The 23,985-nt window shown below is 52.9% G+C and carries 18 protein-coding genes, 1 tRNA gene and 3 rRNA genes; 10 read left to right on the forward strand and 12 right to left on the reverse strand.

Annotation, left to right across the window (positions count from 1 at the left end):
- Positions 1-83 precede the first annotated feature (83 nt).
- From glnA to N2K86_RS22255, 4 genes are all read left to right on the forward strand, one after another.
- The gene (gene glnA, locus N2K86_RS22240; protein WP_023333896.1) at positions 84-1,493 is read left to right on the forward strand and encodes a glutamate--ammonia ligase; all 1,410 of its coding nucleotides are present in this window, start codon (positions 84-86) and stop codon (positions 1,491-1,493) included.
- Between the two features lie 170 nt (positions 1,494-1,663).
- Positions 1,664-2,713 (forward strand): nitrogen regulation protein NR(II), encoded by a 1,050-nt coding sequence (glnL, locus tag N2K86_RS22245; RefSeq protein WP_010436825.1) that lies wholly within the window; start codon positions 1,664-1,666, stop codon positions 2,711-2,713.
- 11 nt (positions 2,714-2,724) lie between these two features.
- On the forward strand, positions 2,725-4,137 hold the full coding sequence (glnG, locus tag N2K86_RS22250; protein WP_260659996.1) for a nitrogen regulation protein NR(I): 1,413 nt from the start codon (positions 2,725-2,727) through the stop codon (positions 4,135-4,137).
- A 111-nt stretch (positions 4,138-4,248) separates the two neighbouring features.
- Entirely contained in the window at positions 4,249-4,359 is a 111-nt protein-coding gene (locus tag N2K86_RS22255) for a YshB family small membrane protein (RefSeq protein ID WP_032622955.1), read from the forward strand.
- A gap of 101 nt (positions 4,360-4,460) precedes the next feature.
- Here N2K86_RS22255 and hemN read toward each other — a convergent pair whose 3' ends face one another.
- Together hemN and yihI are read right to left on the reverse strand one after the other, a co-directional pair.
- On the reverse strand, positions 4,461-5,834 hold the full coding sequence (gene hemN, locus N2K86_RS22260; protein WP_260659997.1) for an oxygen-independent coproporphyrinogen III oxidase: 1,374 nt from the start codon (positions 5,832-5,834) through the stop codon (positions 4,461-4,463).
- A gap of 188 nt (positions 5,835-6,022) precedes the next feature.
- Positions 6,023-6,538, reverse strand: coding sequence for a Der GTPase-activating protein YihI (gene yihI, locus N2K86_RS22265; protein WP_042716378.1), 516 nt, complete (start codon positions 6,536-6,538; stop codon positions 6,023-6,025).
- Between the two features lie 580 nt (positions 6,539-7,118).
- On the opposite strand from yihI, the gene yihA reads away from it, so the two are divergent.
- Entirely contained in the window at positions 7,119-7,748 is a 630-nt protein-coding gene (yihA, locus tag N2K86_RS22270; RefSeq protein ID WP_010436812.1) for a ribosome biogenesis GTP-binding protein YihA/YsxC, read from the forward strand.
- A 98-nt stretch (positions 7,749-7,846) separates the two neighbouring features.
- Here the strand turns inward: yihA and N2K86_RS22715 are convergent, their stop codons facing one another.
- Both N2K86_RS22715 and polA read right to left on the reverse strand, forming a co-directional pair.
- Positions 7,847-7,894 (reverse strand): spot 42 RNA, inhibition of DNA synthesis, encoded by a 48-nt coding sequence (locus tag N2K86_RS22715; RefSeq protein ID WP_071892919.1) that lies wholly within the window; start codon positions 7,892-7,894, stop codon positions 7,847-7,849.
- A gap of 166 nt (positions 7,895-8,060) precedes the next feature.
- Positions 8,061-10,853, reverse strand: coding sequence for a DNA polymerase I (gene polA, locus N2K86_RS22275; RefSeq protein ID WP_260659998.1), 2,793 nt, complete (start codon positions 10,851-10,853; stop codon positions 8,061-8,063).
- A 439-nt stretch (positions 10,854-11,292) separates the two neighbouring features.
- Here polA and N2K86_RS22280 point away from each other — a divergent pair, with 439 nt between their 5' ends.
- Complete coding sequence (locus N2K86_RS22280; RefSeq protein ID WP_260659999.1) at positions 11,293-12,201, forward strand: acyltransferase; 909 nt, start codon at positions 11,293-11,295, stop codon at positions 12,199-12,201.
- A 23-nt stretch (positions 12,202-12,224) separates the two neighbouring features.
- On the opposite strand, the gene dsbA is transcribed toward N2K86_RS22280, so the two are convergent.
- The 3 genes from dsbA to N2K86_RS22295 all read right to left on the reverse strand — a co-directional run bounded on the left by dsbA (position 12,225) and on the right by N2K86_RS22295 (position 14,207).
- Complete coding sequence (gene dsbA, locus N2K86_RS22285; protein ID WP_211450047.1) at positions 12,225-12,848, reverse strand: thiol:disulfide interchange protein DsbA; 624 nt, start codon at positions 12,846-12,848, stop codon at positions 12,225-12,227.
- A gap of 27 nt (positions 12,849-12,875) precedes the next feature.
- Positions 12,876-13,862, reverse strand: a complete 987-nt coding sequence (locus N2K86_RS22290) for a serine/threonine protein kinase (RefSeq protein WP_260660000.1) — start codon at positions 13,860-13,862, stop codon at positions 12,876-12,878.
- A 75-nt stretch (positions 13,863-13,937) separates the two neighbouring features.
- Positions 13,938-14,207, reverse strand: coding sequence for a YihD family protein (locus N2K86_RS22295; protein ID WP_010436801.1), 270 nt, complete (start codon positions 14,205-14,207; stop codon positions 13,938-13,940).
- A 68-nt stretch (positions 14,208-14,275) separates the two neighbouring features.
- On the opposite strand from N2K86_RS22295, the gene mobA reads away from it, so the two are divergent.
- Positions 14,276-14,860 carry a molybdenum cofactor guanylyltransferase MobA gene (mobA, locus tag N2K86_RS22300; RefSeq protein ID WP_260660001.1) on the forward strand — a complete coding sequence of 195 codons (585 nt, stop codon included), beginning with the start codon at positions 14,276-14,278 and terminating at the stop codon, positions 14,858-14,860.
- Positions 14,857-15,360 (forward strand): molybdopterin-guanine dinucleotide biosynthesis protein MobB, encoded by a 504-nt coding sequence (mobB, locus tag N2K86_RS22305; protein WP_260660002.1) that lies wholly within the window; start codon positions 14,857-14,859, stop codon positions 15,358-15,360. Before mobA ends, mobB begins: the two co-directional genes overlap by 4 nt.
- Positions 15,361-15,459: 99 nt before the next feature.
- Here the strand turns inward: mobB and rrf are convergent.
- From rrf to N2K86_RS22325, 4 genes are all read right to left on the reverse strand, one after another.
- A 5S ribosomal RNA gene (gene rrf, locus N2K86_RS22310) occupies positions 15,460-15,575 on the reverse strand.
- A 69-nt stretch (positions 15,576-15,644) separates the two neighbouring features.
- A 23S ribosomal RNA gene (locus tag N2K86_RS22315) occupies positions 15,645-18,550 on the reverse strand.
- Between the two features lie 182 nt (positions 18,551-18,732).
- Positions 18,733-18,808: transfer RNA gene (locus N2K86_RS22320), tRNA-Glu, on the reverse strand.
- Between the two features lie 85 nt (positions 18,809-18,893).
- Positions 18,894-20,435: ribosomal RNA gene (locus tag N2K86_RS22325) — 16S ribosomal RNA — on the reverse strand.
- The 16S, 23S and 5S rRNA genes sit together here with 1 tRNA gene alongside, the layout of an rRNA operon.
- A 454-nt stretch (positions 20,436-20,889) precedes the next feature.
- Here N2K86_RS22325 and N2K86_RS22330 point away from each other — a divergent pair.
- Positions 20,890-21,597: a FadR/GntR family transcriptional regulator gene (locus tag N2K86_RS22330; RefSeq protein WP_260660003.1), complete on the forward strand. Its 708-nt coding sequence runs from the start codon at positions 20,890-20,892 to the stop codon at positions 21,595-21,597.
- Positions 21,594-23,027 carry a multidrug transporter subunit MdtD gene (mdtD, locus tag N2K86_RS22335; protein ID WP_260660004.1) on the forward strand — a complete coding sequence of 478 codons (1,434 nt, stop codon included), beginning with the start codon at positions 21,594-21,596 and terminating at the stop codon, positions 23,025-23,027. Before N2K86_RS22330 ends, mdtD begins: the two co-directional genes overlap by 4 nt.
- Here the strand turns inward: mdtD and rbsR are convergent.
- A complete protein-coding gene (gene rbsR, locus N2K86_RS22340; protein ID WP_260660005.1) occupies positions 22,993-23,985 on the reverse strand; it encodes a ribose operon transcriptional repressor RbsR in 993 nt (330 codons plus the stop codon). The two genes, mdtD and rbsR, sit on opposite strands and share 35 nt — an antisense overlap.

Below are 23,985 nucleotides of genomic sequence, written 5' to 3' on the forward strand. Positions count from 1 at the left end.
CAAAAAGATGGCATCACAGCCACCTTGATAGAAGTTGAAGACCTCGTTACCACGACGACAATGACCAATCTGGAGAGTTAAGTATGTCCGCTGAACACGTTTTGACGATGCTGAACGAACATGAAGTGAAGTTTGTTGATCTGCGCTTCACCGATACCAAAGGTAAAGAACAGCACGTCACAATCCCTGCTCATCAGGTGAACGCCGAATTCTTTGAAGAAGGCAAAATGTTTGACGGCTCCTCCATTGGTGGCTGGAAAGGCATTAACGAATCCGACATGGTTCTGATGCCGGACGCGACCACTGCGCTCATTGACCCGTTCTTCGAAGAGCCAACCCTTATCATCCGTTGCGATATCCTTGAGCCAGGCACGCTGCAGGGCTACGATCGTGACCCACGCTCCATCGCGAAACGCGCTGAAGAGTACCTGCGTTCTACCGGCATCGCGGACACCGTTCTGTTCGGGCCAGAACCAGAGTTCTTCCTGTTTGACGACATCCGTTTCGGCGCGTCAATTTCAGGTTCCCACGTGGCTATCGATGACATCGAAGGCGCATGGAACTCTTCCACCAAATACGAAGGTGGTAACAAAGGTCACCGTCCGGGCGTGAAAGGCGGTTATTTCCCGGTTCCTCCGGTCGATTCTTCACAGGACATCCGTTCTACCATGTGTCTGATCATGGAAGAGATGGGCCTGGTTGTTGAAGCGCACCACCACGAAGTGGCAACGGCTGGCCAGAACGAAATCGCTACCCGCTTCAACACCATGACCAAAAAAGCGGATGAGATTCAGATCTACAAATACGTTGTGCACAACGTTGCGCACCGTTTCGGTAAAACCGCGACCTTCATGCCAAAACCCATGTTCGGCGACAACGGTTCCGGTATGCACTGCCACATGTCCCTGTCCAAGAACGGCACCAACCTGTTCTCTGGCGACAAATACGCGGGTCTGTCCGAGCAGGCGCTGCACTACATCGGTGGTGTTATCAAACACGCTAAAGCGATCAACGCCCTGGCGAACCCAACCACCAACTCCTACAAGCGTTTGGTCCCAGGCTACGAAGCACCAGTCATGCTGGCGTACTCTGCCCGTAACCGTTCTGCTTCTATCCGTATCCCGGTTGTTGCATCTCCGAAAGCGCGTCGTATCGAAGTGCGCTTCCCGGACCCGGCGGCTAACCCATACCTGTGCTTCGCAGCACTGCTGATGGCCGGTCTGGACGGTATTAAGAACAAGATCCACCCGGGCGAAGCGATGGACAAAAACCTGTACGACCTGCCGCCAGAAGAAGCGAAAGAGATCCCACAGGTTGCAGGTTCTCTGGAAGAAGCCCTGCAGGCGCTGGATGCAGACCGTGAGTTCCTGACCGCGGGTGGCGTATTCACTGATGAAGCTATCGACGCTTACATCGCGCTGCGTACTGAAGAGAATGACCGCGTGCGTATGACTCCGCATCCGGTTGAGTTCGAACTGTACTACAGCGTTTAATCGAGTTGTTTTACCCGACGTGATAAACGTCGGGGGTAGTTGCCGTGGAAACTTTTAGCCCATCTCCGGATGGGCTTTTTTCTCCACCAACAACCTGATCTGACGCGCTTTTTACGCCGAAAAAGCTATACTGCACTAAATTAGTGCAACCAACTCCAGGAGACTGCTGAATGGCAACTGGCACGCTGCCCGATGCTGGGCAGATCCTCAATTCCTTAATTAATAGTATCTTGCTGGTCGATGACGAGCTGGCGGTGCATTACGCCAACCCGGCGGCGCAGCAGTTGCTCGCCCAGAGCTCACGCAAGCTGTTTGGCACCCCGCTTCCTGAACTGCTGAGCTATTTTTCGCTGAATATTGGCCTGATGCAGGAGAGTTTGCAGGCCGGACAGGGGTTCACCGATAACGAAGTGACGCTGGTGATCGACGGGCGTTCACATATTCTCTCTCTTACCGCGCAACGTCTTCCCGAAGGACTGATCCTGCTGGAAATGGCGCCAATGGATAATCAGCGTCGGCTCAGCCAGGAGCAGCTTCAGCATGCGCAGCAAATTGCCGCTCGCGACCTGGTGCGTGGCCTGGCGCATGAGATAAAAAACCCGCTGGGTGGGTTACGCGGCGCGGCACAGCTGCTGACCAAGGCGTTGCCCGACCCCGCGCTGGCAGAGTACACCAACGTTATTATTGAGCAGGCCGACCGCCTGCGTAATCTGGTTGACCGTCTTCTTGGGCCGCAGCAGCCGGGCATGCACGTCTCTGAAAGCATTCATAAAGTGGCGGAACGGGTGGTGAAACTCGTCTCAATGGAACTGCCAGAGAACGTCACGCTGGTGCGCGATTACGACCCAAGCCTGCCGGAACTGGCGCATGACCCGGACCAGATTGAACAGGTTCTGCTGAACATTGTACGTAATGCGCTACAGGCGCTGGGACCGGAAGGGGGCGAGATTATTTTACGTACCCGCACCGCCTTCCAGCTCACGCTGCACGGCGTGCGCTATCGGCTGGCGGCACGCATCGACGTTGAGGATAACGGTCCGGGTATCCCGCCGCATCTGCAGGACACGCTGTTTTACCCGATGGTCAGCGGCCGCGAAGGCGGCACTGGGCTGGGGTTATCCATTGCCCGCAGTTTGATCGACCAACACTCTGGCAAAATTGAATTTACCAGTTGGCCGGGACATACCGAGTTTTCGGTTTTCCTGCCGATTAAAAAATAAAGGTGACGTTTATGCAACGAGGGATAGTCTGGGTAGTCGATGACGATAGCTCCATCCGTTGGGTGCTGGAACGCGCGCTCACTGGGGCGGGGTTAAGCTGCACGACGTTTGAGAGCGGCAGCGAGGTGCTCGACGCGCTCACCACCAAAACGCCAGATGTTCTGCTTTCGGATATTCGCATGCCGGGAATGGACGGTCTGGCGCTTTTAAAGCAAATTAAACAACGCCACCCAATGCTTCCGGTCATCATAATGACGGCGCACTCCGACCTGGATGCCGCAGTGAGCGCCTACCAGCAAGGGGCGTTTGATTACCTGCCAAAGCCGTTTGATATCGACGAGGCGGTGGCTTTGGTTGAACGCGCCATCAGCCACTACCAGGAACAACAGCAGCCTCGTAATGCGCCCGATTTTGGCCCCACCACGGACATCATCGGTGAAGCGCCTGCGATGCAGGATGTGTTTCGCATCATCGGCCGTCTGTCGCGTTCGTCCATCAGCGTATTGATTAACGGCGAATCGGGAACCGGTAAAGAGCTGGTTGCCCATGCACTGCATCGCCATAGCCCGCGGGCTAAAGCGCCCTTCATCGCCCTGAATATGGCGGCCATTCCGAAGGACTTGATTGAGTCCGAGCTTTTCGGCCACGAAAAAGGGGCGTTTACCGGGGCGAATACCATTCGTCAGGGTCGCTTTGAGCAGGCTGACGGCGGGACGCTTTTCCTGGATGAAATCGGTGATATGCCGTTGGACGTTCAGACTCGCCTGCTGCGCGTGCTGGCCGACGGACAGTTTTACCGCGTGGGTGGCTATGCGCCGGTGAAGGTGGACGTGCGTATTATCGCTGCGACGCACCAGAACCTGGAACTGCGCGTGCAGGAGGGTAAATTCCGTGAGGATTTATTCCACCGTCTGAACGTTATCCGTGTTCACCTGCCGCCGCTGCGTGAGCGTCGTGAAGATATCCCGCGTCTGGCGCGTCACTTCCTGCAGGTAGCCGCTCGTGAACTGGGCGTGGAAGCCAAGCAGCTCCATCCGGAAACCGATGCCGCCCTCACCCGACTTGCGTGGCCGGGCAACGTGCGCCAGCTGGAAAACACCTGTCGCTGGTTAACCGTGATGGCCGCCGGGCAGGAAGTGTTGATTCAGGATCTCCCAGCAGAACTCTTTGAGGCGACCGTCCCAGAAAGCATCACAGGGCACGCGCTGCCAGACAGCTGGGCGACGCTGCTGGCGCAGTGGGCCGACCGCGCACTGCGTTCCGGTCATCAAAACCTGCTATCTGAAGCTCAGCCTGAGATGGAGCGTACGTTGTTAACTACCGCGCTTCGTCATACGCAGGGTCATAAACAGGAGGCCGCTCGTCTGCTTGGATGGGGACGTAATACACTGACGCGCAAGCTGAAAGAGCTGGGAATGGAGTGATCTTACTCCGCTGTGTAAAGGTTATTAATTGAGCGCAAAGTGCCGTTATTTTGCGCTTTACTGTTCCGATGAGTTTTGTATGATCGTGCCCGGAAATTGGGGGTGAACATCATGCTGGAAACATTCGTGAATATGCTCTCTAGCGGAGCAGCGGAAAGCCACACGCCACAAACCGCCGTTGCGGCGGTGCTGTGTGCGGCGCTGGTTGGGCTGTTTAGCTAGCGGGGTTGAAACGTAAAAGCCGGGTGGCGGCTTCGCCTTACCCGGCCTACAAAAGTGCGAAATGTAGGCCGGGTAAGCGAAGCGCCACCCGGCATTACAGCTCAAATCACCCGCGAGAACTGCTGCAGGCGCGCTTTCTGGCGCAAATAGGCGTCAAAGCACATGCAGATATTACGGATCAACAGACGCCCTTTCGGCGTGACCTCAATCGCACCCTCTGTAACATCCACCAGCCCATCTTTGGCCAGCGGTGCAATCAGCTTCAGGTCTTCCGCAAAATAATCGCTGAATTTGAGATCCCACTGTGTTTCTACGTCGCTGAAATCGAGACGGAAATTGCAGATAAGCGCCTTAATCACATCGCGACGGATACAGTCGTCGCGCGTTAATGCGATACCGCGCCACAGCGCGTTGCCCGTCTCATCAACCTGCTGATAATACTGTTTTAACTCTTTCTGGTTCTGCGCGTAGCAGTCGCCAATCATGCTGATGGCAGAGACGCCCATCCCCAGCAAATCGGTATCACCCTGGGTCGTGTAGCCCTGGAAGTTGCGGTGCAGAACGCCTTCTCGCTGGGCAATCGCCAGTTCGTCATCCGGGCGGGCAAAGTGATCCATGCCGATAAACTGATAGCCGGTTTCGGTCAGCGAGGTGATGGTTTCCTGCAGGATATCCAACTTCTGCTGAGCGGAAGGGAGATCGGCATCTTTTATTTTGCGCTGAGCGGCAAAGAGCGTCGGCAGGTGCGCATAGTTAAAGACGCTCAGACGGTCCGGGTTGAGTTCAGCCACGCGCTTCAGCGTGAAGGCGAAGCTCTCCGGCGTTTGCTTTGGCAGGCCGTAAATCAGGTCGATATTGGTCGACGTAAAGCCGATATCACGCGCGTGGTTGAGTAAGGCAAAGATAAATTCTTCGTCCTGCTCGCGGTTGACCAGACGCTGCACCTCTTTGTTGAAGTCCTGCACGCCCATGCTCAGGCGGTTGAAGCCTTCGGCGCGTAAGTGATCCAGTACATCCAGCTCGATTTCACGCGGATCGACCTCGATCGAGATTTCAGCGTCATCGTTAAAATTGAAGTTGCCGCGCAGCAGCGCCATCAAACGGCTGATCTGCGCTTTATTCAGGTACGTTGGCGTCCCGCCGCCCCAATGAAGCTGGCTGACGTGACGACCGGCAAACAGCGGTGCGCGGTGCAGGATTTCCTGTTCAAGCGCATCAAGATATTGATCGGCTTTGTGCTGCTGGCGGGTAACGATTTTATTGCAGCCGCAGAAGTAGCAGAGCTTGTGGCAAAACGGAATATGGACATAGAGCGACAGCGGACGCTCGGGATAGCGCGCGACAGCCTGCTGAAAATCACCCTCGCCGAAAGCACCGGAGAACTCCAGCGCGGTGGGGTATGAAGTATAACGCGGCCCGGAATAGTTATATTTCTGGATTAGGGCCAAATCCCAGTCAATAGTTGGTGCTGACATGCTCACTCCTTCCGTTGGTGTCGCGTTCGTTTACGGCGGCCCGGTCTGGCCCCATTGCGAGCCATCATTCGGGTGCGCAGCCACTGATGTCGCCGCGACAACCGCCGTAGTTTAACGAATAACCACACCAGATAACATATAACCGGAAGGGTTATAAGCAGGACTATTGAGCCTGCCGGGTGCAAATGTTAGTTTCCACCCTTCAGAAGACGCATCATATCTTCCTGCTTTTCGTCTTCTTCTTCATCTTCGTCATCGTCGTATGACAGGCCCAGCTTCTGCATCAGCTCATCAATGCGGTCCAGTTTGGCATCCACCCATGACTGTTCTTCAGCGGTCAGGGTTTCACCCTCTTCAAGACGTTCCAGCAGCGCATCCAGGCGCTCATCGTTCTCCAGCAAATCCAGCTCAGCCTGCGGTGAAAGCATAGGTTTCTCGCTCTTTGGTTTGTGCTGCTTAGTGACCGGGGTGTCTGTCACGCCCAGTGGAATGGGGGTTTTACTGCCGATACGGGGATCTTTCTGCGCCTTACCTTTTGCAGAAGCGCCCGTTGCACCGCTACCGCTTGCACGGCTACCCGCAGCATGGCCACGATGCTTTTTATCGCGTTTGCGATCGCGCGCTTCCTGGTTCAGTTCTTCGCGCGTTTTGCGGCGTGCTTTTGCTGGGCGTTTCGCGCCCGCTGCGGAGGTCGGTTTTTTCATGATGTTTTATCTTTAAGTCGTTTTCTTCAGTATAGAATTGCGGCGAAATCTAGCAGAAAGCAAGCAAAGAAAAAAGGCGACAGAGCAATCTGTCGCCTTTTTTCCTGACTCATAACCCTTAACGGGCCAGACATTCCATGTTTGCCAACAACAAACCCTGTTTATCCCTTGGCTAATACCGTCCGTGATACGGTTCCGTTTCCTGTAATAACGCCTCCAGGCGCCCATCATCCTGACAATCCTGAGTCTTCGCCTCCTGGCGCTCCTGACCCTTATCCTTAAGTCGTAATCCTGTTGGCATCCTCGCCTTGACGCACACTTTACCTTTTTCCCTTAAACTAACAAGCAACGAAAGGGTACAAAAACGGATTTTCGGATTATTACTCACTATCAAGTCTATGATATTTAATAGTTTGCATTTTTAAACACCTGCGATTTCTCTTAAATGTCCCATAGGGTTTGTAGCCAATCTCTTACACATTAGAGAGTTTTCGCTTACAGGCCTGGTAGGATGGGGAAAGCCTTTTGCCCGCATTCAGGTATAATCCTACGCAGATTACGATTTTTTGGAGACGACCACGTGACTACCTGGAACTACCAACAGACGCATTTTGTCACCAGTGCGCCTGATATTCGCCACCTGCCTTCTGATACGGGTATTGAAGTGGCATTCGCTGGCCGCTCCAATGCGGGAAAATCCAGCGCCCTGAATACGCTGACCAATCAGAAGAGTCTGGCGCGCACCTCAAAAACACCTGGCCGAACTCAGCTGATCAACCTGTTTGAAGTTGCAGAAGGCAAACGCCTGGTCGACTTACCGGGCTACGGCTATGCGCAAGTCCCTGAAGAGATGAAGATCAAATGGCAGCGTGCGCTGGGTGAGTACCTGGAAAAACGCCAGTGCCTGAAAGGTCTGGTGGTGCTAATGGATATCCGCCATCCGCTGAAAGATCTCGATCAGCAGATGATCGACTGGGCTGTAGAGAGCGATATCGCCGTGCTGGTTCTGCTGACCAAAGCCGATAAGCTGGCTAGCGGTGCGCGAAAAGCGCAGGTGAATATGGTTCGCGAAGCCGTGCTGGCTTTTAACGGTGATGTGCAGGTTGAGCCGTTCTCCTCGCTGAAAAAACAGGGCGTGGACAAGCTGCGTCAGAAGCTCGACAGCTGGTTTAACGAGCTGGAACCCGCGACAGAAGCGGAAGAAGAGTAAATATGAGCGCGGCAATGTCCGCGCTTTTTTTTGCCTGGCATTTTCTTTGCCGCAATAAAAAACGCCCCAGTCATTACTGACTGGGGCGGCTAAAATATTCAGCCAAATCCGATTACGTGAAGTAAAAGGTCTGAAAGATAGAACATCTTACCTCTGTACCCTACGTCGTTAACTCTACCCCTTTTTTATCTGCAGAAAAAGCACTTTTTGTAGTTTTTTTTCATTCTTTACATAGGGAATTCTAATGATTGTCACAAAACGCACGTCGTTATGTTGCTAACTTACATAAAACGCGCGTTATTCCATGAACTGTTAGTGAGCCTGATCCCAGTTTTCGCCACTCCCCACTTCCACCAGCAACGGAACGTCCAGTTTCATGCTGCTTTCCATCAGTTCGTGGATCTTCTGAGACACTTTTTCAAGATCGTCTTTGTGCACTTCGAACACCAGTTCATCGTGTACCTGCATGATCATTTTCACGCGCGGTTTCTCTTTTTCCAGCCAGGCATCCACGGCGATCATCGCACGCTTGATGATGTCAGCAGCGGTTCCTTGCATCGGGGCGTTGATAGCCGCGCGCTCCGCGCCTGCACGACGCGCCGCGTTGCTGGATTTGATGTCCGGCAGATAAAGACGACGACCATCCAGCGTTTCAACGTAGCCTTTCTCTTTCGCCTGCGCACGGGTGCGTTCCATATACTCCAGCACGCCCGGGTAGCGCTCAAAGTAGAGATCCATATACTTCTGCGACTCTTTACGCGGAATGTTGAGCTGGCGTGACAGGCCAAAGGCGCTCATCCCGTAAATCAGACCGAAGTTAATCGCTTTCGCGCTGCGGCGCTGTTCGTTTGTCACGCTATCCAGCGGCAGGCCAAAGACTTCAGCGGCCGTTGCCCGGTGAATATCCTTCCCTTCGGCAAAAGCGGTCAGCAAACCCTTATCACGCGACAGGTGCGCCATAATGCGCAGCTCAATTTGTGAGTAGTCCGCAGAGACAATCAGGTAATCTTCTGGCGCAATAAAGGCCTGACGAATACGACGACCTTCTTCATTGCGCACAGGAATGTTCTGCAGGTTTGGATCGGTCGACGAGAGACGCCCGGTTGCCGCAACCGCCTGATGATAAGAGGTATGCACACGCCCCGTTTTCGGGTTAATCATCAACGGCAGCTTATCGGTGTAAGTCGATTTAAGCTTCGCCAGACCACGATACTCAAGGATAACTTTTGGCAGTGGATAATCCAGCGCCAGCTCTTCCAGCACCTCTTCAGAGGTTGATGGCGCGCCGCCAGGGGTTTTCTTCAGCGGCTTGATGCCCTGCTTTTCAAACAGAATAGTCTGCAGCTGTTTAGGCGACGACAGGTTAAACGGCTCTCCAGCAAGCTCATGTGCTTTTTGCTCAAGCTCGGTCAGACGCTGCGCCAGTTCACCCGAGTGGTTATGCAGCACCGTTGGATCGATTTTTACGCCGTTGCGTTCGATGCGGGACAGCACCGGCACCAGTGGCATTTCGATATGCTGGAACACGTTCAGTGGGCCTTCATGCTTTTGCAGTTTTGGCCACATCTTCAGATGCAGCTGCAGCGTCACATCGGCGTCTTCCGCCGCGTAACGACCCGCCTCTTCCAGGGCAATCTGGTTAAAGGTGAGCTGATTTTTACCTTTTCCGGCAATCTCTTCAAACGTGATGGTTTTATGCTTGAGCCAGCGGTCAGATAAGGAATCCATATCATGGCGGCCTGCCACGCTGTCCAGAATGTAGGATTCCAGCATAGTGTCGAAAGCGATACCGCGCAGTTCAATCCCGTAGTTTTGCAGAATACCGCGGTCATATTTTAGGTTCTGCCCAACTTTGAGCGCCTTATCATCTTCGAGAATCGGCTTCAGCAACTCAAGGACGCGGTCGCGGGAGATCTGATCCGGCGCATCCAGGTAGTCATGTGCAACAGGGACATAGGCCGCAACGCCCGGCTCTGTGGCAAACGACAGGCCCACCATGTTGGCCGAGATGTTATCGAGGCTGTCAGTTTCGGTGTCAAAGGCAAAGACTGGCGCTTTTTTCAGCTTCTCGATCCAGCCAATCAGCTGTGACTCTTCCAGAAGGGTTTCGTAGTTGTCGAAGGAGAGCGCGACGACCTCTTCGTCTGCCTGCTCTTCTGCATCCACAACAATCGTCTCTTTCGGCTTCGCGGCAGGTTTTGCGCCTTTTGCCTGCAGCCATTTACCGGCTTCCACGTCAGTGGTCCAGCGCTTAAATTCGTATTTCTTAAACAGGCTCAGCAGATCGTCAGCGGAAGGCTGTTGCACTTCCAGCTGCTCACAGCCCAGTTCCAGCTCGACATCGGTTTTGATTGTGGCCAGCTTATAAGAGAGATAAGCCACCTCTTTGTTATCGACAAGCTTCGCAGCCATGGTTTTCGCACCACGGAAGGTGAGCCCGGCGATTTTATCCAATTCCGCGTAGAGCGTATCCAGCCCGCCCAGCCCCTGAAGCAGCGCCTGCGCGGTTTTTTCACCGACGCCAGGGACACCAGGGATGTTATCCGAGGAGTCACCCATCAACGCGAGGAAATCAATAATCAACTCAGGCGGCACGCCATATTTTGCGACGACTTCTTCAGGCCCCAGAATGGTATTGGTCATGGTGTTAATCAGGGTGATACCTGGCGTCACAAGCTGCGCCATATCTTTATCACCAGTACTGATCAGCACCGGACGGCCCATTTTTTCTGCTTCACGCGCCAGCGTGCCGATGACGTCGTCGGCCTCAACGCCAGAAACGGCCAGCAGCGGCAGACCCATCTCTTTCACCATAGTATGCAGCGGCTCGATCTGTGCTCGCAGATCGTCAGGCATCGGCGGACGATGGGATTTGTAATGCTCAAACAATTCGTCGCGAAAGGTTTTACCTTTTGCATCAAAGACCACTGCCGCATGAGTTGGCTGATATTGAAGAATCAGGCTACGCAGCATGTTCAGCACACCGTACATTGCGCCGGTGGGTTCCCCTGCGCTGTTGGTCAGAGGAGGAAACGCATGGTATGCCCGATACAGGTAAGAAGAGCCGTCGACGAGAATAAGAGGGTTTTCTGGGATCTGAACCATAATGTCCGTGCCTTTAATCAATTTATGGGTAAAGGATGCCACAGAAGGATGAAAACATCAGTTATTAGCGCCTGATACAGGAAAAGATTTTGCGATCGAGAGGATCGCTCGCAAAAACGAATCTGTGGATAAGTTTGTGCATACTTTCACTACATATGAATAACAGCCGAAAAAAACCTATCTCATTATATAATTTCTTGTTTTTTATCATCACATTAAGTTAGTAATCATTATCCCTAATGCGAATTGATGACAATTTAGTCTATGTGGATATAAGCCTCGTTTATTCCATCATCGTAGACATATCTGCTGTAGCAGGTAAAAGCCGCTCCCCCGCCGTGTGAAAGCACCATTTTTTAGTCTGTTTTCTGATAAACTCAGCGCCCTGCGTCGCATATGCGGCGGCTTATTTTAAGCTAACTACCTGAAAATACTGATTATGTCGAGATTGCTCGCTGCATTAACACTACTGTTAAGCATCATTTTAACCATTTTGGTGACTATCGCCTGTTCAGTGCCGATCATTATTGCCGGAATGATTAAGCTGCTGCTGCCTGTGCACTCGGTGTGGCGAGCCGTTTCTGCGTTTTGTAATTTTATGATGTATTGCTGGTGCGAAGGGCTGGCGTTTCTGCTGCGCCTTAACCCGCACCTGAAGTGGGATGTTCAGGGCCTGGAAAGACTCAACAAAAAGAACTGGTATCTGCTGATCTGCAATCATCACAGCTGGGCTGACATCGTGGTGTTATGTGTATTGTTTCGCAAACATATCCCGATGAATAAATATTTCCTGAAACAGCAACTTGCCTGGGTGCCTTTCATTGGCCTGGCCTGCTGGGCGCTGGATATGCCGTTTATGAAACGCTATTCACGCAGCTATTTACTTCGTCACCCAGAACGCCGCGGCAAAGATGTGGAAACCACACGCCGCTCCTGCGAAAAATTTCGTGCGCATCCAACGACGATTGTTAACTTTGTAGAAGGCTCTCGTTTTACCGAAGAGAAGCGTAGTCAGACTCGTTCCCCTTATCAGAACTTACTGCCGCCCAAAGCTGCGGGCATTGCGATGGCATTGAACGTGTTGGGCGAGCAGTTCGATAAATTATTAAACGTTACGCTTTGCTACCCGGAGAACGATAAGACGCCATTTTATGACATGCTCAGCGGCAAACTGACGCGTATTGTGGTTCACGTTGATCTGGTTCCTGTTGAGACGGAACTGCACGGTGATTACGTAAACGATAAGAATTTTAAACGTCGTTTCCAGCTTTGGCTCAATACGCTCTGGAAAGAGAAAGACGAGCAGATAAACAACATTAAAGCTTCTTACAAAAACGCCGGTCATTGACCGGCGTTTTTACGTCAACAATCTTACTTCTTCTCAACCAGATATTTCACGGTATCAGCATACTGTTGTACGAAGATATCCATGCTGCTGGTGTCCATACCACGCGTATTAACCTGGTATTTTCCGTTAACGTACATCGCTGGCACACCCTGCAACTGCAGGTCAGCGGCTGCTTTTTCCTGCTGAGCCACGAGAGATTTCACCACAAAGCTGTTCCAGGCCGCATCGTACTCTTCACCTTTCACACCGGCATCCACGAATACTTTGCGGATATCCGCTGTGGTCTGAACGGTCTGGGTTTTCTGTACGGCTTCAAACATTGGGGCGGTGATCTTATCTTCCACGCCCAGTGCGATAGCTACCGCCCACGCCTGGGTCAGGTCTTTGCCCAGCGGGCCCAGGAACTCAACGTGGTATTTCGTCATTTTGGTGCCTTCTGGCAGCTTTTTCTTCACGTTGTCAGAAACATGCAGCACCTGCTCAAACTCGTAGCAGTGTGGGCAATAGAACGAGAAGAACTCCAGAACCTGTGGCTCTCCTGCCACTGGCTTGTCCAGTGTGATGTACTGCTTACCATCGGTAAACTGTGCAGCAGAAGCGCTAAATGCCAGAATCATACCTGCCAGCGCCAGCCAAATTTTTTTCATGATCAACTCTCTCCTGGGTGTGTCCAATTAATACATCGGCGTTAATTGCAGAGGGGGTTCTTGCAGAACCTTAACCTGCTCAGTAAATGTGGATATCTGGCTGCGCCAGTAATCCTCTCCGGTAAGCCACGGGAAATTTCGGGGAAATGCGGGATCATCCCAACGCCTGATTAACCATGCGAGATAATAAACAAAACGCATCGCACGTAAAGGCTCTATTAAGGCAATTTCGTCTGAATTAAAGGGGCTAAATTCTTCATACGCTTCAATAATGGTTTCAAGCTGCATTCTCTGCTCGGCTTTATCACCATTGAGCAGCATCCACAGATCCTGAACCGCTGGCCCCATGCGAGCATCATCGAGATCGACAAACAGTGGGCCATCGCGCCAGAGAATATTGCCAGCATGGCAGTCTCCATGCAGACGCAGTGTGGGGATGTCTTCACGCCAACAGGCTTTAACCGCCTCAATAAGTTTGTCGGTCGCGCTAAGGAATTTATCCTTTAATCCACCAGGAATAAGTGTCGAGGTTTCGAATACCTGCCGTGGCTCGATAAGATATTCCTGAATACCTATCGTCGGGCGGGCAATAAACGGCTTTTTGCGTCCCGTCTGGTGAATGCGCCCCAGGTAGCGGGCAACCCATTCCATCTGGTCGATATTATCAGCTTCAAACTGACGCCCCCCCAGACTTGGGAATACAGCGTAATAAAAAGCTTCGTGGGTAAGCAGCGTTTGATTGTTAAATTTCAACGGTGCAACAACGGGAACATCGTCATCCAGCAGATCGTGGGCAAACTGATGCTCTTCCTGAATTTGTTCTGCAGACCAACGCTTAGGACGATAGAACTTTACAACGAAGCGCTGGCGCTCCTCATCCTGAAACTGATAGACGCGATTTTCGTAGCTATTTAACGGGGTTAACCCAGAATCCACCCGGATCCCCTGGTCGAACAGGGCGTCCATAATGGTATCCGGGTGTAATGTCTGGAAAGTAAAAGCCTGGTCGTTCATCCGATCATCCGGAAATTATACGAATGATTCAGGATATCATCTTGTGGCGATTTCGGTGGCTCCGCTTACAAGCTTTTACTCTTTAATTACCCCACGCGCGCGCAGCAATGCGGTCTTAAAATCTTCCTCATAATCTTTCTGAATACCAGGAATAACAGCATCTTTGGCGGAATCACGCATTTTGAGGTGGTAGATCAGGATGTCGTCAGAAAGGTCTGTCAGCTCGCCGTCAAAACCTGACTCTTTTGCCAGTTTCTGTAAGAATTGCATCAGATTCAGCTCTGGCTCTTTTTGCCAGGCCGGCTGGAGGAGTTCAATAACTTCATTCAGACGTTTACATTTCATGGTGGTGCTCCTTTCATTTAGAGAGACACGTTAGCAGGGTCAATCCCACAATAAAAGAGGCGATATTAGTGAATGAGTGCCAGAAAATCATCGGTGTCGTTCTGGCCGGTGGCAGAGCGACCCGAATGGGCGGAGAAGATAAGGGGTTACAGCTGCTGAATGGCAAGCCCTTATGGCAGCATGTCGCTGATACCCTGGCAGCACAGGTATCGGCATTGGTGCTCAGCGCCAACCGCCATATCGATATTTACCAGCGCAGTGGGTACCCCGTTTATCAGGATAACCTGGCAGATTATCCAGGGCCCCTGGCAGGGATGCTCTCGGTCATGCAGCAGGCTAAGGGAGAGTGGTTTCTCTTTTGCTCCTGCGATACACCCTTTATTCCGGCTTGCCTGGTAGAACGCATGGTACAACAGCGCGGTGACTCGCCCGTGGTTTGGGCACATGACGGTGAGCGTGACCACCCGACTATCACACTGATTCATATATCGTTAGTTTCTGAGCTGCAGGCTTATCTGGCTGCTGGAGAAAGAAGGGTAATGATGTTTATGCGGCAGGCAGGCGGGCATCCGGTTGATTTTCGCGATTTGAAGCCAGCATTTGTGAACGTGAATACGACAGAAGATTTGCAGGCGCTGCAGGAGAAGAAATGACACCTGTTTTAGCAATTTCCGCCTGGAGTGGTACCGGAAAAACCACGTTACTCAAAAAGCTGATACCTGCACTGTGCGCCAGAGGTATTCGTCCAGGTTTGATTAAGCACACGCATCATAATATGGATGTCGATAAGCCTGGTAAAGACAGCTTTGAGCTGCGTAAAGCGGGTGCGGCACAAACGATGGTGGCAAGCACGCAGCGCTGGGCATTGATGACAGAAACCCCGGATGAGGCGCCGTTGGATCTCGCGTATCTGGTCAGCCGGATGGATCACTCCACGCTGGATCTGGTGCTGGTTGAGGGGTTTAAGCATGAGGCCGTGCCTAAGATCCTGCTGTTCAGAAGCGATGCCGGGCATGATTTCAGCGAGTTAACGCTGGATGAGCATGTGATTGCGGTGGCCAGTGATGTTGCGCTATCGCTCGAGGTACCGGTGCTGGATTTGAATGAGGTTGATGGGATTGCGGAGTTTATTGTGAGGTGGAGTGCAGTCTGACTTGCCGGGTGGCGGCGTTGCCTTACCCGGCCTACAAAATTCGGCGGTTCAGAAACGCAAAAAGGCCATCCTTACGGATGGCCTCTTCACTTGTTTGATGCCTGGCAGTTCCCTACTCTCACATGGGGAGACCCCACACTACCATCGGCGCTACGGCGTTTCACTTCTGAGTTCGGCATGGGGTCAGGTGGGACCACCGCGCTAAAGCCGCCAGGCAAATTCTGTTAATCTGTATCAGGCTGAAAATCGTGTCTGTCTCTTCGCCAAAACATCTTTGGCGTTGTAAGGTTAAGCCTCACGGTTCATTAGTATCGGTTAGCTCAACGCATCGCTGCGCTTACACACCCGACCTATCAACGTCGTCGTCTTCAACGTTCCTTCAGGAGACTTAAAGTCTCAGGGAGAACTCATCTCGGGGCAAGTTTCGTGCTTAGATGCTTTCAGCACTTATCTTTTCCGCATTTAGCTACCGGGCAATGCCATTGGCATGACAACCCGAACACCAGTGATGCGTCCACTCCGGTCCTCTCGTACTAGGAGCAGCCCCCCTCAATTCTCCAGCGCCCACGGCAGATAGGGACCGAACTGTCTCACGACGTTCTAAACCCAGCTCGCGTACCACTTTAAATGGCGAACAGCCATACCCTTGGGACCTACTTCAGCCCCAGGATGTGATGAGCCGACATCGAGGTGCCAAACACCGCCGTCGATATGAACTCTTGGGCGGTATCAGCCTGTTATCCCCGGAGTACCTTTTATCCGTTGAGCGATGGCCCTTCCATTCAGAACCACCGGATCACTATGACCTGCTTTCGCACCTGCTCGAGCCGTCACTCTCGCAGTCAAGCTAGCTTATGCCATTGCACTAACCTCCTGATGTCCGACCAGGATTAGCTAACCTTCGTGCTCCTCCGTTACTCTTTGGGAGGAGACCGCCCCAGTCAAACTACCCACCAGACACTGTCCGCAACCCGGATCACGGGTCTACGTTAGAACACCAGCCATTAAAGGGTGGTATTTCAAGGATGGCTCCACGCAGACTGGCGTCCACGCTTCAAAGCCTCCCACCTATCCTACACATCAAGGACCAGTGTTCAGTGTCAAGCTATAGTAAAGGTTCACGGGGTCTTTCCGTCTTGCCGCGGGTACACTGCATCTTCACAGCGAGTTCAATTTCACTGAGTCTCGGGTGGAGACAGCCTGGCCATCATTACGCCATTCGTGCAGGTCGGAACTTACCCGACAAGGAATTTCGCTACCTTAGGACCGTTATAGTTACGGCCGCCGTTTACCGGGGCTTCGATCAAGAGCTTCGCGTTGCCGCTAACCCCATCAATTAACCTTCCGGCACCGGGCAGGCGTCACACCGTATACGTCCACTTTCGTGTTTGCACAGTGCTGTGTTTTTAATAAACAGTTGCAGCCAGCTGGTATCTTCGACTGATTTCAGCTCCACCCGCAGGGGCTTCACCTACATATCAGCGTGCCTTCTCCCGAAGTTACGGCACCATTTTGCCTAGTTCCTTCACCCGAGTTCTCTCAAGCGCCTTGGTATTCTCTACCTGACCACCTGTGTCGGTTTGGGGTACGATTTGATGTTACCTGATGCTTAGAGGCTTTTCCTGGAAGCAGGGCATTTGTTACTTCAGCACCGTAGTGCCTCGTCATCACACCTCAGCGTTAATAAGGTACCGGATTTACCTGGAACCTCCGCCTACATGCTTAAACCGGGACAACCGTCGCCCGGCTAACATAGCCTTCTCCGTCCCCCCTTCGCAGTAACACCAAGTACAGGAATATTAACCTGTTTCCCATCGACTACGCCTTTCGGCCTCGCCTTAGGGGTCGACTCACCCTGCCCCGATTAACGTTGGACAGGAACCCTTGGTCTTCCGGCGTGCGGGCTTTTCACCCGCATTATCGTTACTTATGTCAGCATTCGCACTTCTGATACCTCCAGCAACCCTCACAGGCCACCTTCAACGGCTTACAGAACGCTCCCCTACCCAACAACGCATAAGCGTCGCTGCCGCAGCTTCGGTGCATGGTTTAGCCCCGTTACATCTTCCGCGCAGGCCGACTCGACCAGTGAGCTATTACGCTTTCTTTAAATGATGGCTGCTTCTAAGCCAACATCCTGGCTGTCTGTGCCTTCCCACATCGTTTCCCACTTAACCATGACTTTGGGACCTTAGCTGGCGGTCTGGGTTGTTTCCCTCTTCACGACGGACGTTAGCACCCGCCGTGTGTCTCCCGTGATAACATTCTTCGGTATTCGTAGTTTGCATCGGGTTGGTAAGCCGGGATGGCCCCCTAGCCGAAACAGTGCTCTACCCCCGAAGATGAGTTCACGAGGCGCTACCTAAATAGCTTTCGGGGAGAACCAGCTATCTCCCGGTTTGATTGGCCTTTCACCCCCAGCCACAAGTCATCCGCTAATTTTTCAACATTAGTCGGTTCGGTCCTCCAGTTAGTGTTACCCAACCTTCAACCTGCCCATGGCTAGATCACCGGGTTTCGGGTCTATACCCTGCAACTTAACGCCCAGTTAAGACTCGGTTTCCCTTCGGCTCCCCTATACGGTTAACCTTGCTACAGAATATAAGTCGCTGACCCATTATACAAAAGGTACGCAGTCACACCACGAAGGTGCTCCCACTGCTTGTACGTACACGGTTTCAGGTTCTTTTTCACTCCCCTCGCCGGGGTTCTTTTCGCCTTTCCCTCACGGTACTGGTTCACTATCGGTCAGTCAGGAGTATTTAGCCTTGGAGGATGGTCCCCCCATATTCAGACAGGATACCACGTGTCCCGCCCTACTCTTCGAGTTCACAGCAAGTGTGCTTTCGTGTACGGGACTATCACCCTGTACCGTCGGACTTTCCAGACCGTTCCACTAACACACAAGCTGATTCAGACTCTGGGCTGCTCCCCGTTCGCTCGCCGCTACTGGGGGAATCTCGGTTGATTTCTTTTCCTCGGGGTACTTAGATGTTTCAGTTCCCCCGGTTCGCCTCGTTAACCTATGTATTCAGTTAACGATAGTGTGTCGGAACACACTGGGTTTCCCCATTCGGACATCGCCGGGTCAAAGGTTCATATCACCTCGCCGGCGCTTTTCGCAGATTAGCACGTCCTTCATCGCCTCTGACTGCCAGGGCATCCACCGTGTACGCTTAGTCGCTTAACCTCACAACCCGAAGATGTTTCACTTCTGATTGCGAAAATTTGAGAGACTCGAACACACATAACATGTGTGTCGTTTCAATTTTCAGCTTGATCCAGATTTTTAAAGAGCAAATATCTCAAACATGACTCGCAAGTCAGTTTTGAGATATGACGGCAGGTGACTTTCACTCACGAACCAGCAAGTGGCGTCCCCTAGGGGATTCGAACCCCTGTTACCGCCGTGAAAGGGCGGTGTCCTGGGCCTCTAGACGAAGGGGACACTGAAGTCTCAATCGCAAGACGCCTTGCTATTTACTTTTCATCAGACAATCTGTGTGAGCACTACAAAGGCAGGTTCTTTAAGGTAAGGAGGTGATCCAACCGCAGGTTCCCCTACGGTTACCTTGTTACGACTTCACCCCAGTCATGAATCACAAAGTGGTAAGCGCCCTCCCGAAGGTTAAGCTACCTACTTCTTTTGCAACCCACTCCCATGGTGTGACGGGCGGTGTGTACAAGGCCCGGGAACGTATTCACCGTAGCATTCTGATCTACGATTACTAGCGATTCCGACTTCATGGAGTCGAGTTGCAGACTCCAATCCGGACTACGACGCACTTTATGAGGTCCGCTTGCTCTCGCGAGGTCGCTTCTCTTTGTATGCGCCATTGTAGCACGTGTGTAGCCCTACTCGTAAGGGCCATGATGACTTGACGTCATCCCCACCTTCCTCCAGTTTATCACTGGCAGTCTCCTTTGAGTTCCCGGCCGGACCGCTGGCAACAAAGGATAAGGGTTGCGCTCGTTGCGGGACTTAACCCAACATTTCACAACACGAGCTGACGACAGCCATGCAGCACCTGTCTCAGAGTTCCCGAAGGCACCAATCCATCTCTGGAAAGTTCTCTGGATGTCAAGAGTAGGTAAGGTTCTTCGCGTTGCATCGAATTAAACCACATGCTCCACCGCTTGTGCGGGCCCCCGTCAATTCATTTGAGTTTTAACCTTGCGGCCGTACTCCCCAGGCGGTCGACTTAACGCGTTAGCTCCGGAAGCCACGCCTCAAGGGCACAACCTCCAAGTCGACATCGTTTACGGCGTGGACTACCAGGGTATCTAATCCTGTTTGCTCCCCACGCTTTCGCACCTGAGCGTCAGTCTTTGTCCAGGGGGCCGCCTTCGCCACCGGTATTCCTCCAGATCTCTACGCATTTCACCGCTACACCTGGAATTCTACCCCCCTCTACAAGACTCTAGCCTGCCAGTTTCGAATGCAGTTCCCAGGTTGAGCCCGGGGATTTCACATCCGACTTGACAGACCGCCTGCGTGCGCTTTACGCCCAGTAATTCCGATTAACGCTTGCACCCTCCGTATTACCGCGGCTGCTGGCACGGAGTTAGCCGGTGCTTCTTCTGCGGGTAACGTCAATTGCTGAGGTTATTAACCTCAACACCTTCCTCCCCGCTGAAAGTACTTTACAACCCGAAGGCCTTCTTCATACACGCGGCATGGCTGCATCAGGCTTGCGCCCATTGTGCAATATTCCCCACTGCTGCCTCCCGTAGGAGTCTGGACCGTGTCTCAGTTCCAGTGTGGCTGGTCATCCTCTCAGACCAGCTAGGGATCGTCGCCTAGGTGAGCCGTTACCCCACCTACTAGCTAATCCCATCTGGGCACATCTGATGGCAAGAGGCCCGAAGGTCCCCCTCTTTGGTCTTGCGACGTTATGCGGTATTAGCTACCGTTTCCAGTAGTTATCCCCCTCCATCAGGCAGTTTCCCAGACATTACTCACCCGTCCGCCGCTCGCCGGCAAAGTAGCAAGCTACTTTCCGCTGCCGCTCGACTTGCATGTGTTAGGCCTGCCGCCAGCGTTCAATCTGAGCCATGATCAAACTCTTCAATTTAAGTTTGATGCTCGTGAATTAAACTTCGTAATGAATTACGTATGTTCACTCAGAGACTTGGTATTCATTTATTGTCCGAAGACATTAAGAATCCATGTCACTTTGAGTGCCCACACAGATTGTCTGATAAATTGTTAAAGAGCAGTGCCGCTTCGCTTTTCGCAGCGGCGCGGGGTGTGCATATTACGCTTTCCCGCTTCAGAGTCAAGCGTTTATTTTCGCTTTTCTCTGCTGACCCGGCGGCGTGTGTGCCGTTGTTCCGTGTCAGTGGAGGCGCATTATAGGGAGTTATTCTGAGGTGACAAGAGGAAATTTAAAAAAAGTTTCTGTCCGTATTTTTTTTCACCAACATCGGTGAAATCAAGCTACAAATTGTTCTATTTGATGTATCTGCAACCACAATCACACCCAAGGTGGCATACTTATCAGCATGAATCATTAAGGAAGAAAAGCGATGCCCTTAAGCGCACAACAGCTGGCAGCCCAAAAAAACCTGTCATATGTACTGGCAGAAAAGCTGGCTCAGCTGATTTTAGCGGGTAAATATGCCCCCGGTTGCATCCTGCCGGGCGAAATGGAGTTAGGAGAGCAGTTTGGAGTGAGCCGCACTGCCGTTCGTGAAGCAGTGAAAACGTTAACGGCAAAAGGCATGGTTCTCCCACGTCCGCGCATTGGCACGCGCGTGATGCCTCAGGCTAACTGGAACTTCCTCGATCAGGAGTTACTCTCCTGGTGGATGACCGAAGATAATTTCCATCAGGTCGTCGATCATTTTCTGGTGATGCGCAGCAGTCTCGAGCCCCAGGCGTGCCTGCTGGCCGCCAAGCTCGGAACGGCAGAACAAAAAGCGCAGCTCAATACCCTAATGGCAGAGATGGTATACCTGAAAAAGCATTTTAACCGTGAACGCTGGATTGAAGTCGACATGGCCTGGCATGAACACATCTATGCCATGAGCGCGAATCCGTTTCTGACTTCCTTTGCTTCTTTATTCCATTCGGTATACCACACCTACTTTACTTCTATTACGCAGGATGAAGTGGTGAAACTGGATCTGCACCAGGCGATTGTGGATGCCATCCAGGAGAGCGACGGGCAGCGGGCCCTGAACGCATGCCAGGCATTGCTGGCCGCGCCAACCCACCAGCAGGTAAATAAATGACAGAGAAAAAAGCGCGCAGCATGGCCGGATTGCCGTGGATTGCAGCCATGGCGTTCTTTATGCAGGCACTGGATGCCACTATCCTTAACACCGCACTTCCCGCGATAGCACAGAGCCTTAACCGTTCTCCGCTGGCGATGCAGTCCGCTATCATCAGTTACACCCTGACGGTCGCGATGCTGATCCCCGTGAGCGGGTGGCTGGCTGACCGTTTCGGCACCCGTAAGATATTCATGCTGGCCGTGACGCTCTTCACGCTCGGCTCTCTGGCCTGCGCGCTCTCAACCTCCCTCACGGAGCTGGTTATCTTCCGCGTGCTTCAGGGGATCGGTGGCGCGATGATGATGCCCGTCGCGCGTCTGGCATTATTGCGCGCCTATCCGCGCAGCGAACTGCTTCCGGTGCTCAACTTTGTGACCATGCCAGGTCTTGTCGGCCCGATACTGGGACCGGTGCTCGGCGGGGTGTTTGTCACCTGGGCAAGCTGGCATTGGATCTTCCTGATTAATATTCCGATTGGTGTGGCGGGACTGTTTTATGCCCGCAAATATATGCCGGACTTCACTACGCCAAGACGCAGCTTCGACATGGGCGGCTTTTTCCTGTTTGGCCTGAGCCTGGTGCTGTTCTCCAGCGGGATGGAGCTGTTTGGCGAGAAGATCGTCGCGACGTGGATGGCGCTCTCCGTTATCCTCGGCGGTATTCTGTTATTCCTTCTTTATATACGTCACGCGCGCCGTCACCCGACACCGTTAATCTCCCTGGGGCTCTTTAACACCCGAACATTTTCCGTAGGGATAGCGGGCAACATTGCGTCACGATTGGGGACGGGTTGTGTACCGTTCCTGATGCCATTGATGCTGCAGGTCGGTTTCGGCTACCCGGCCCTGATTGCTGGTTGCATGATGGCCCCCACGGCGATGGGTTCGATCCTGGCAAAATCGACCGTCACGCAGGTGCTGCGCTGGTTTGGCTATCGTAAGACGCTGGTTGGGGTGACGGTGTTTATCGGGCTGATGATTGCGCAGTTCTCGTTACAGTCCGCCGCGTTGCCGGTCTGGATGCTGATCCTGCCGCTGTTTGTGCTGGGCATGGCGATGTCGACGCAGTTCACATCAATGAACACCATCACCCTTGCCGACCTGACTGACGAGAACGCCAGCAGCGGCAACAGCGTGCTGGCCGTCACACAGCAATTATCGATAAGTCTGGGGGTTGCCGTGAGTGCGGCGGTGCTGCGGTTTTATGAAGGCTTCGACAGTGCAAATACCGTTGAGCAGTTCCACTATACCTTTATTACCATGGGCGCACTCACCGTGGTGTCGGCGCTGGTCTTTATGCTGTTAAAACCGAAAGACGGCCGAAACCTGATTAAAGAGCGCCATAAAGAGAAAGCTAAACCGAACCGCGTTCCATCAGAACAGGAGTAAGCTGCAAACGTTGCTGCTGCAGCGAGGGCTGCGCCATCCGGTGGATCAACACATCGATGGCCAGTTCGCCCAGTTCATCTTTTGGCTGATGGATCGTGGTCAGCGGCGGCGTCATGTAGCTGGCCAGTTCGATATCGTCGTAACCAATCACCGCCATATCATCCGGCACGCGTAGCCCCGCCTGATACAACGCCTGGTAGGCACCAAACGCCATCGCGTCATTACCAATAAACACCGCCTGCGGGCGCGGCTTTTGCGCCAGCAGTTTCTGCATCGCCTCGAAACCGCCGTTGAACTCAAAATCACCGGTGATCCGATAGCCATCAGGAATGGCAAGCCCCGCCCGCTCCATGGCAGAGAGATATCCTTCAAGACGCAAACGCGCTGGCGTTTTATCCAGTGGCCCCGTAATACAGGCAATGCGAGTGTGGCCTTTATCAATCAGGTGCTGAGTCGCCATATCGCCGCCCAGCAGGGAGTTATCCTGAATTAGATCGCTGGTGCCGTCGAACGGCGCCCAGTCCATCATCACCGTTGGGATAGAAGGATAACGCTGGATGATCTCTTTCGAGGGCTGGTGCGTTTCGGTGCAAAGCAGCAGTAGCCCGTCGACGCGTTTTTGCATCAGCGTCTCCAGGTTGCGGTTCATGCGCTGCTCATCGCCTTCGGTATTGCACAGCACCAGGCTGTAGCCACGCTCGAAGCAGCTGCGCTCCACGCCGCGCACAAGTTCAGAATAAAAAGGGTTGGTACTGGCGGTGATCAGCATACCGATGGTGCGCGTCTGGTTAAGTTTGAGGCTGCGCCCCAGCGCCGACGGTGCATAGTTGAGTTCTTTTATCGCCGCGTCGACTTTTTCCCGGATCCCCTCGCTGACGAAGCGATCGTTATTGATGACGTGAGAGACCGTCGAGGTAGAAACGCCCGCCATGCGGGCGACATCTTTCATTGTGGCCAA

Origin of the sequence: Enterobacter mori (assembly GCF_025244905.1) — a bacterium.
GTDB classification, from domain to species: Bacteria; Pseudomonadota; Gammaproteobacteria; order Enterobacterales; family Enterobacteriaceae; genus Enterobacter; species Enterobacter mori_A.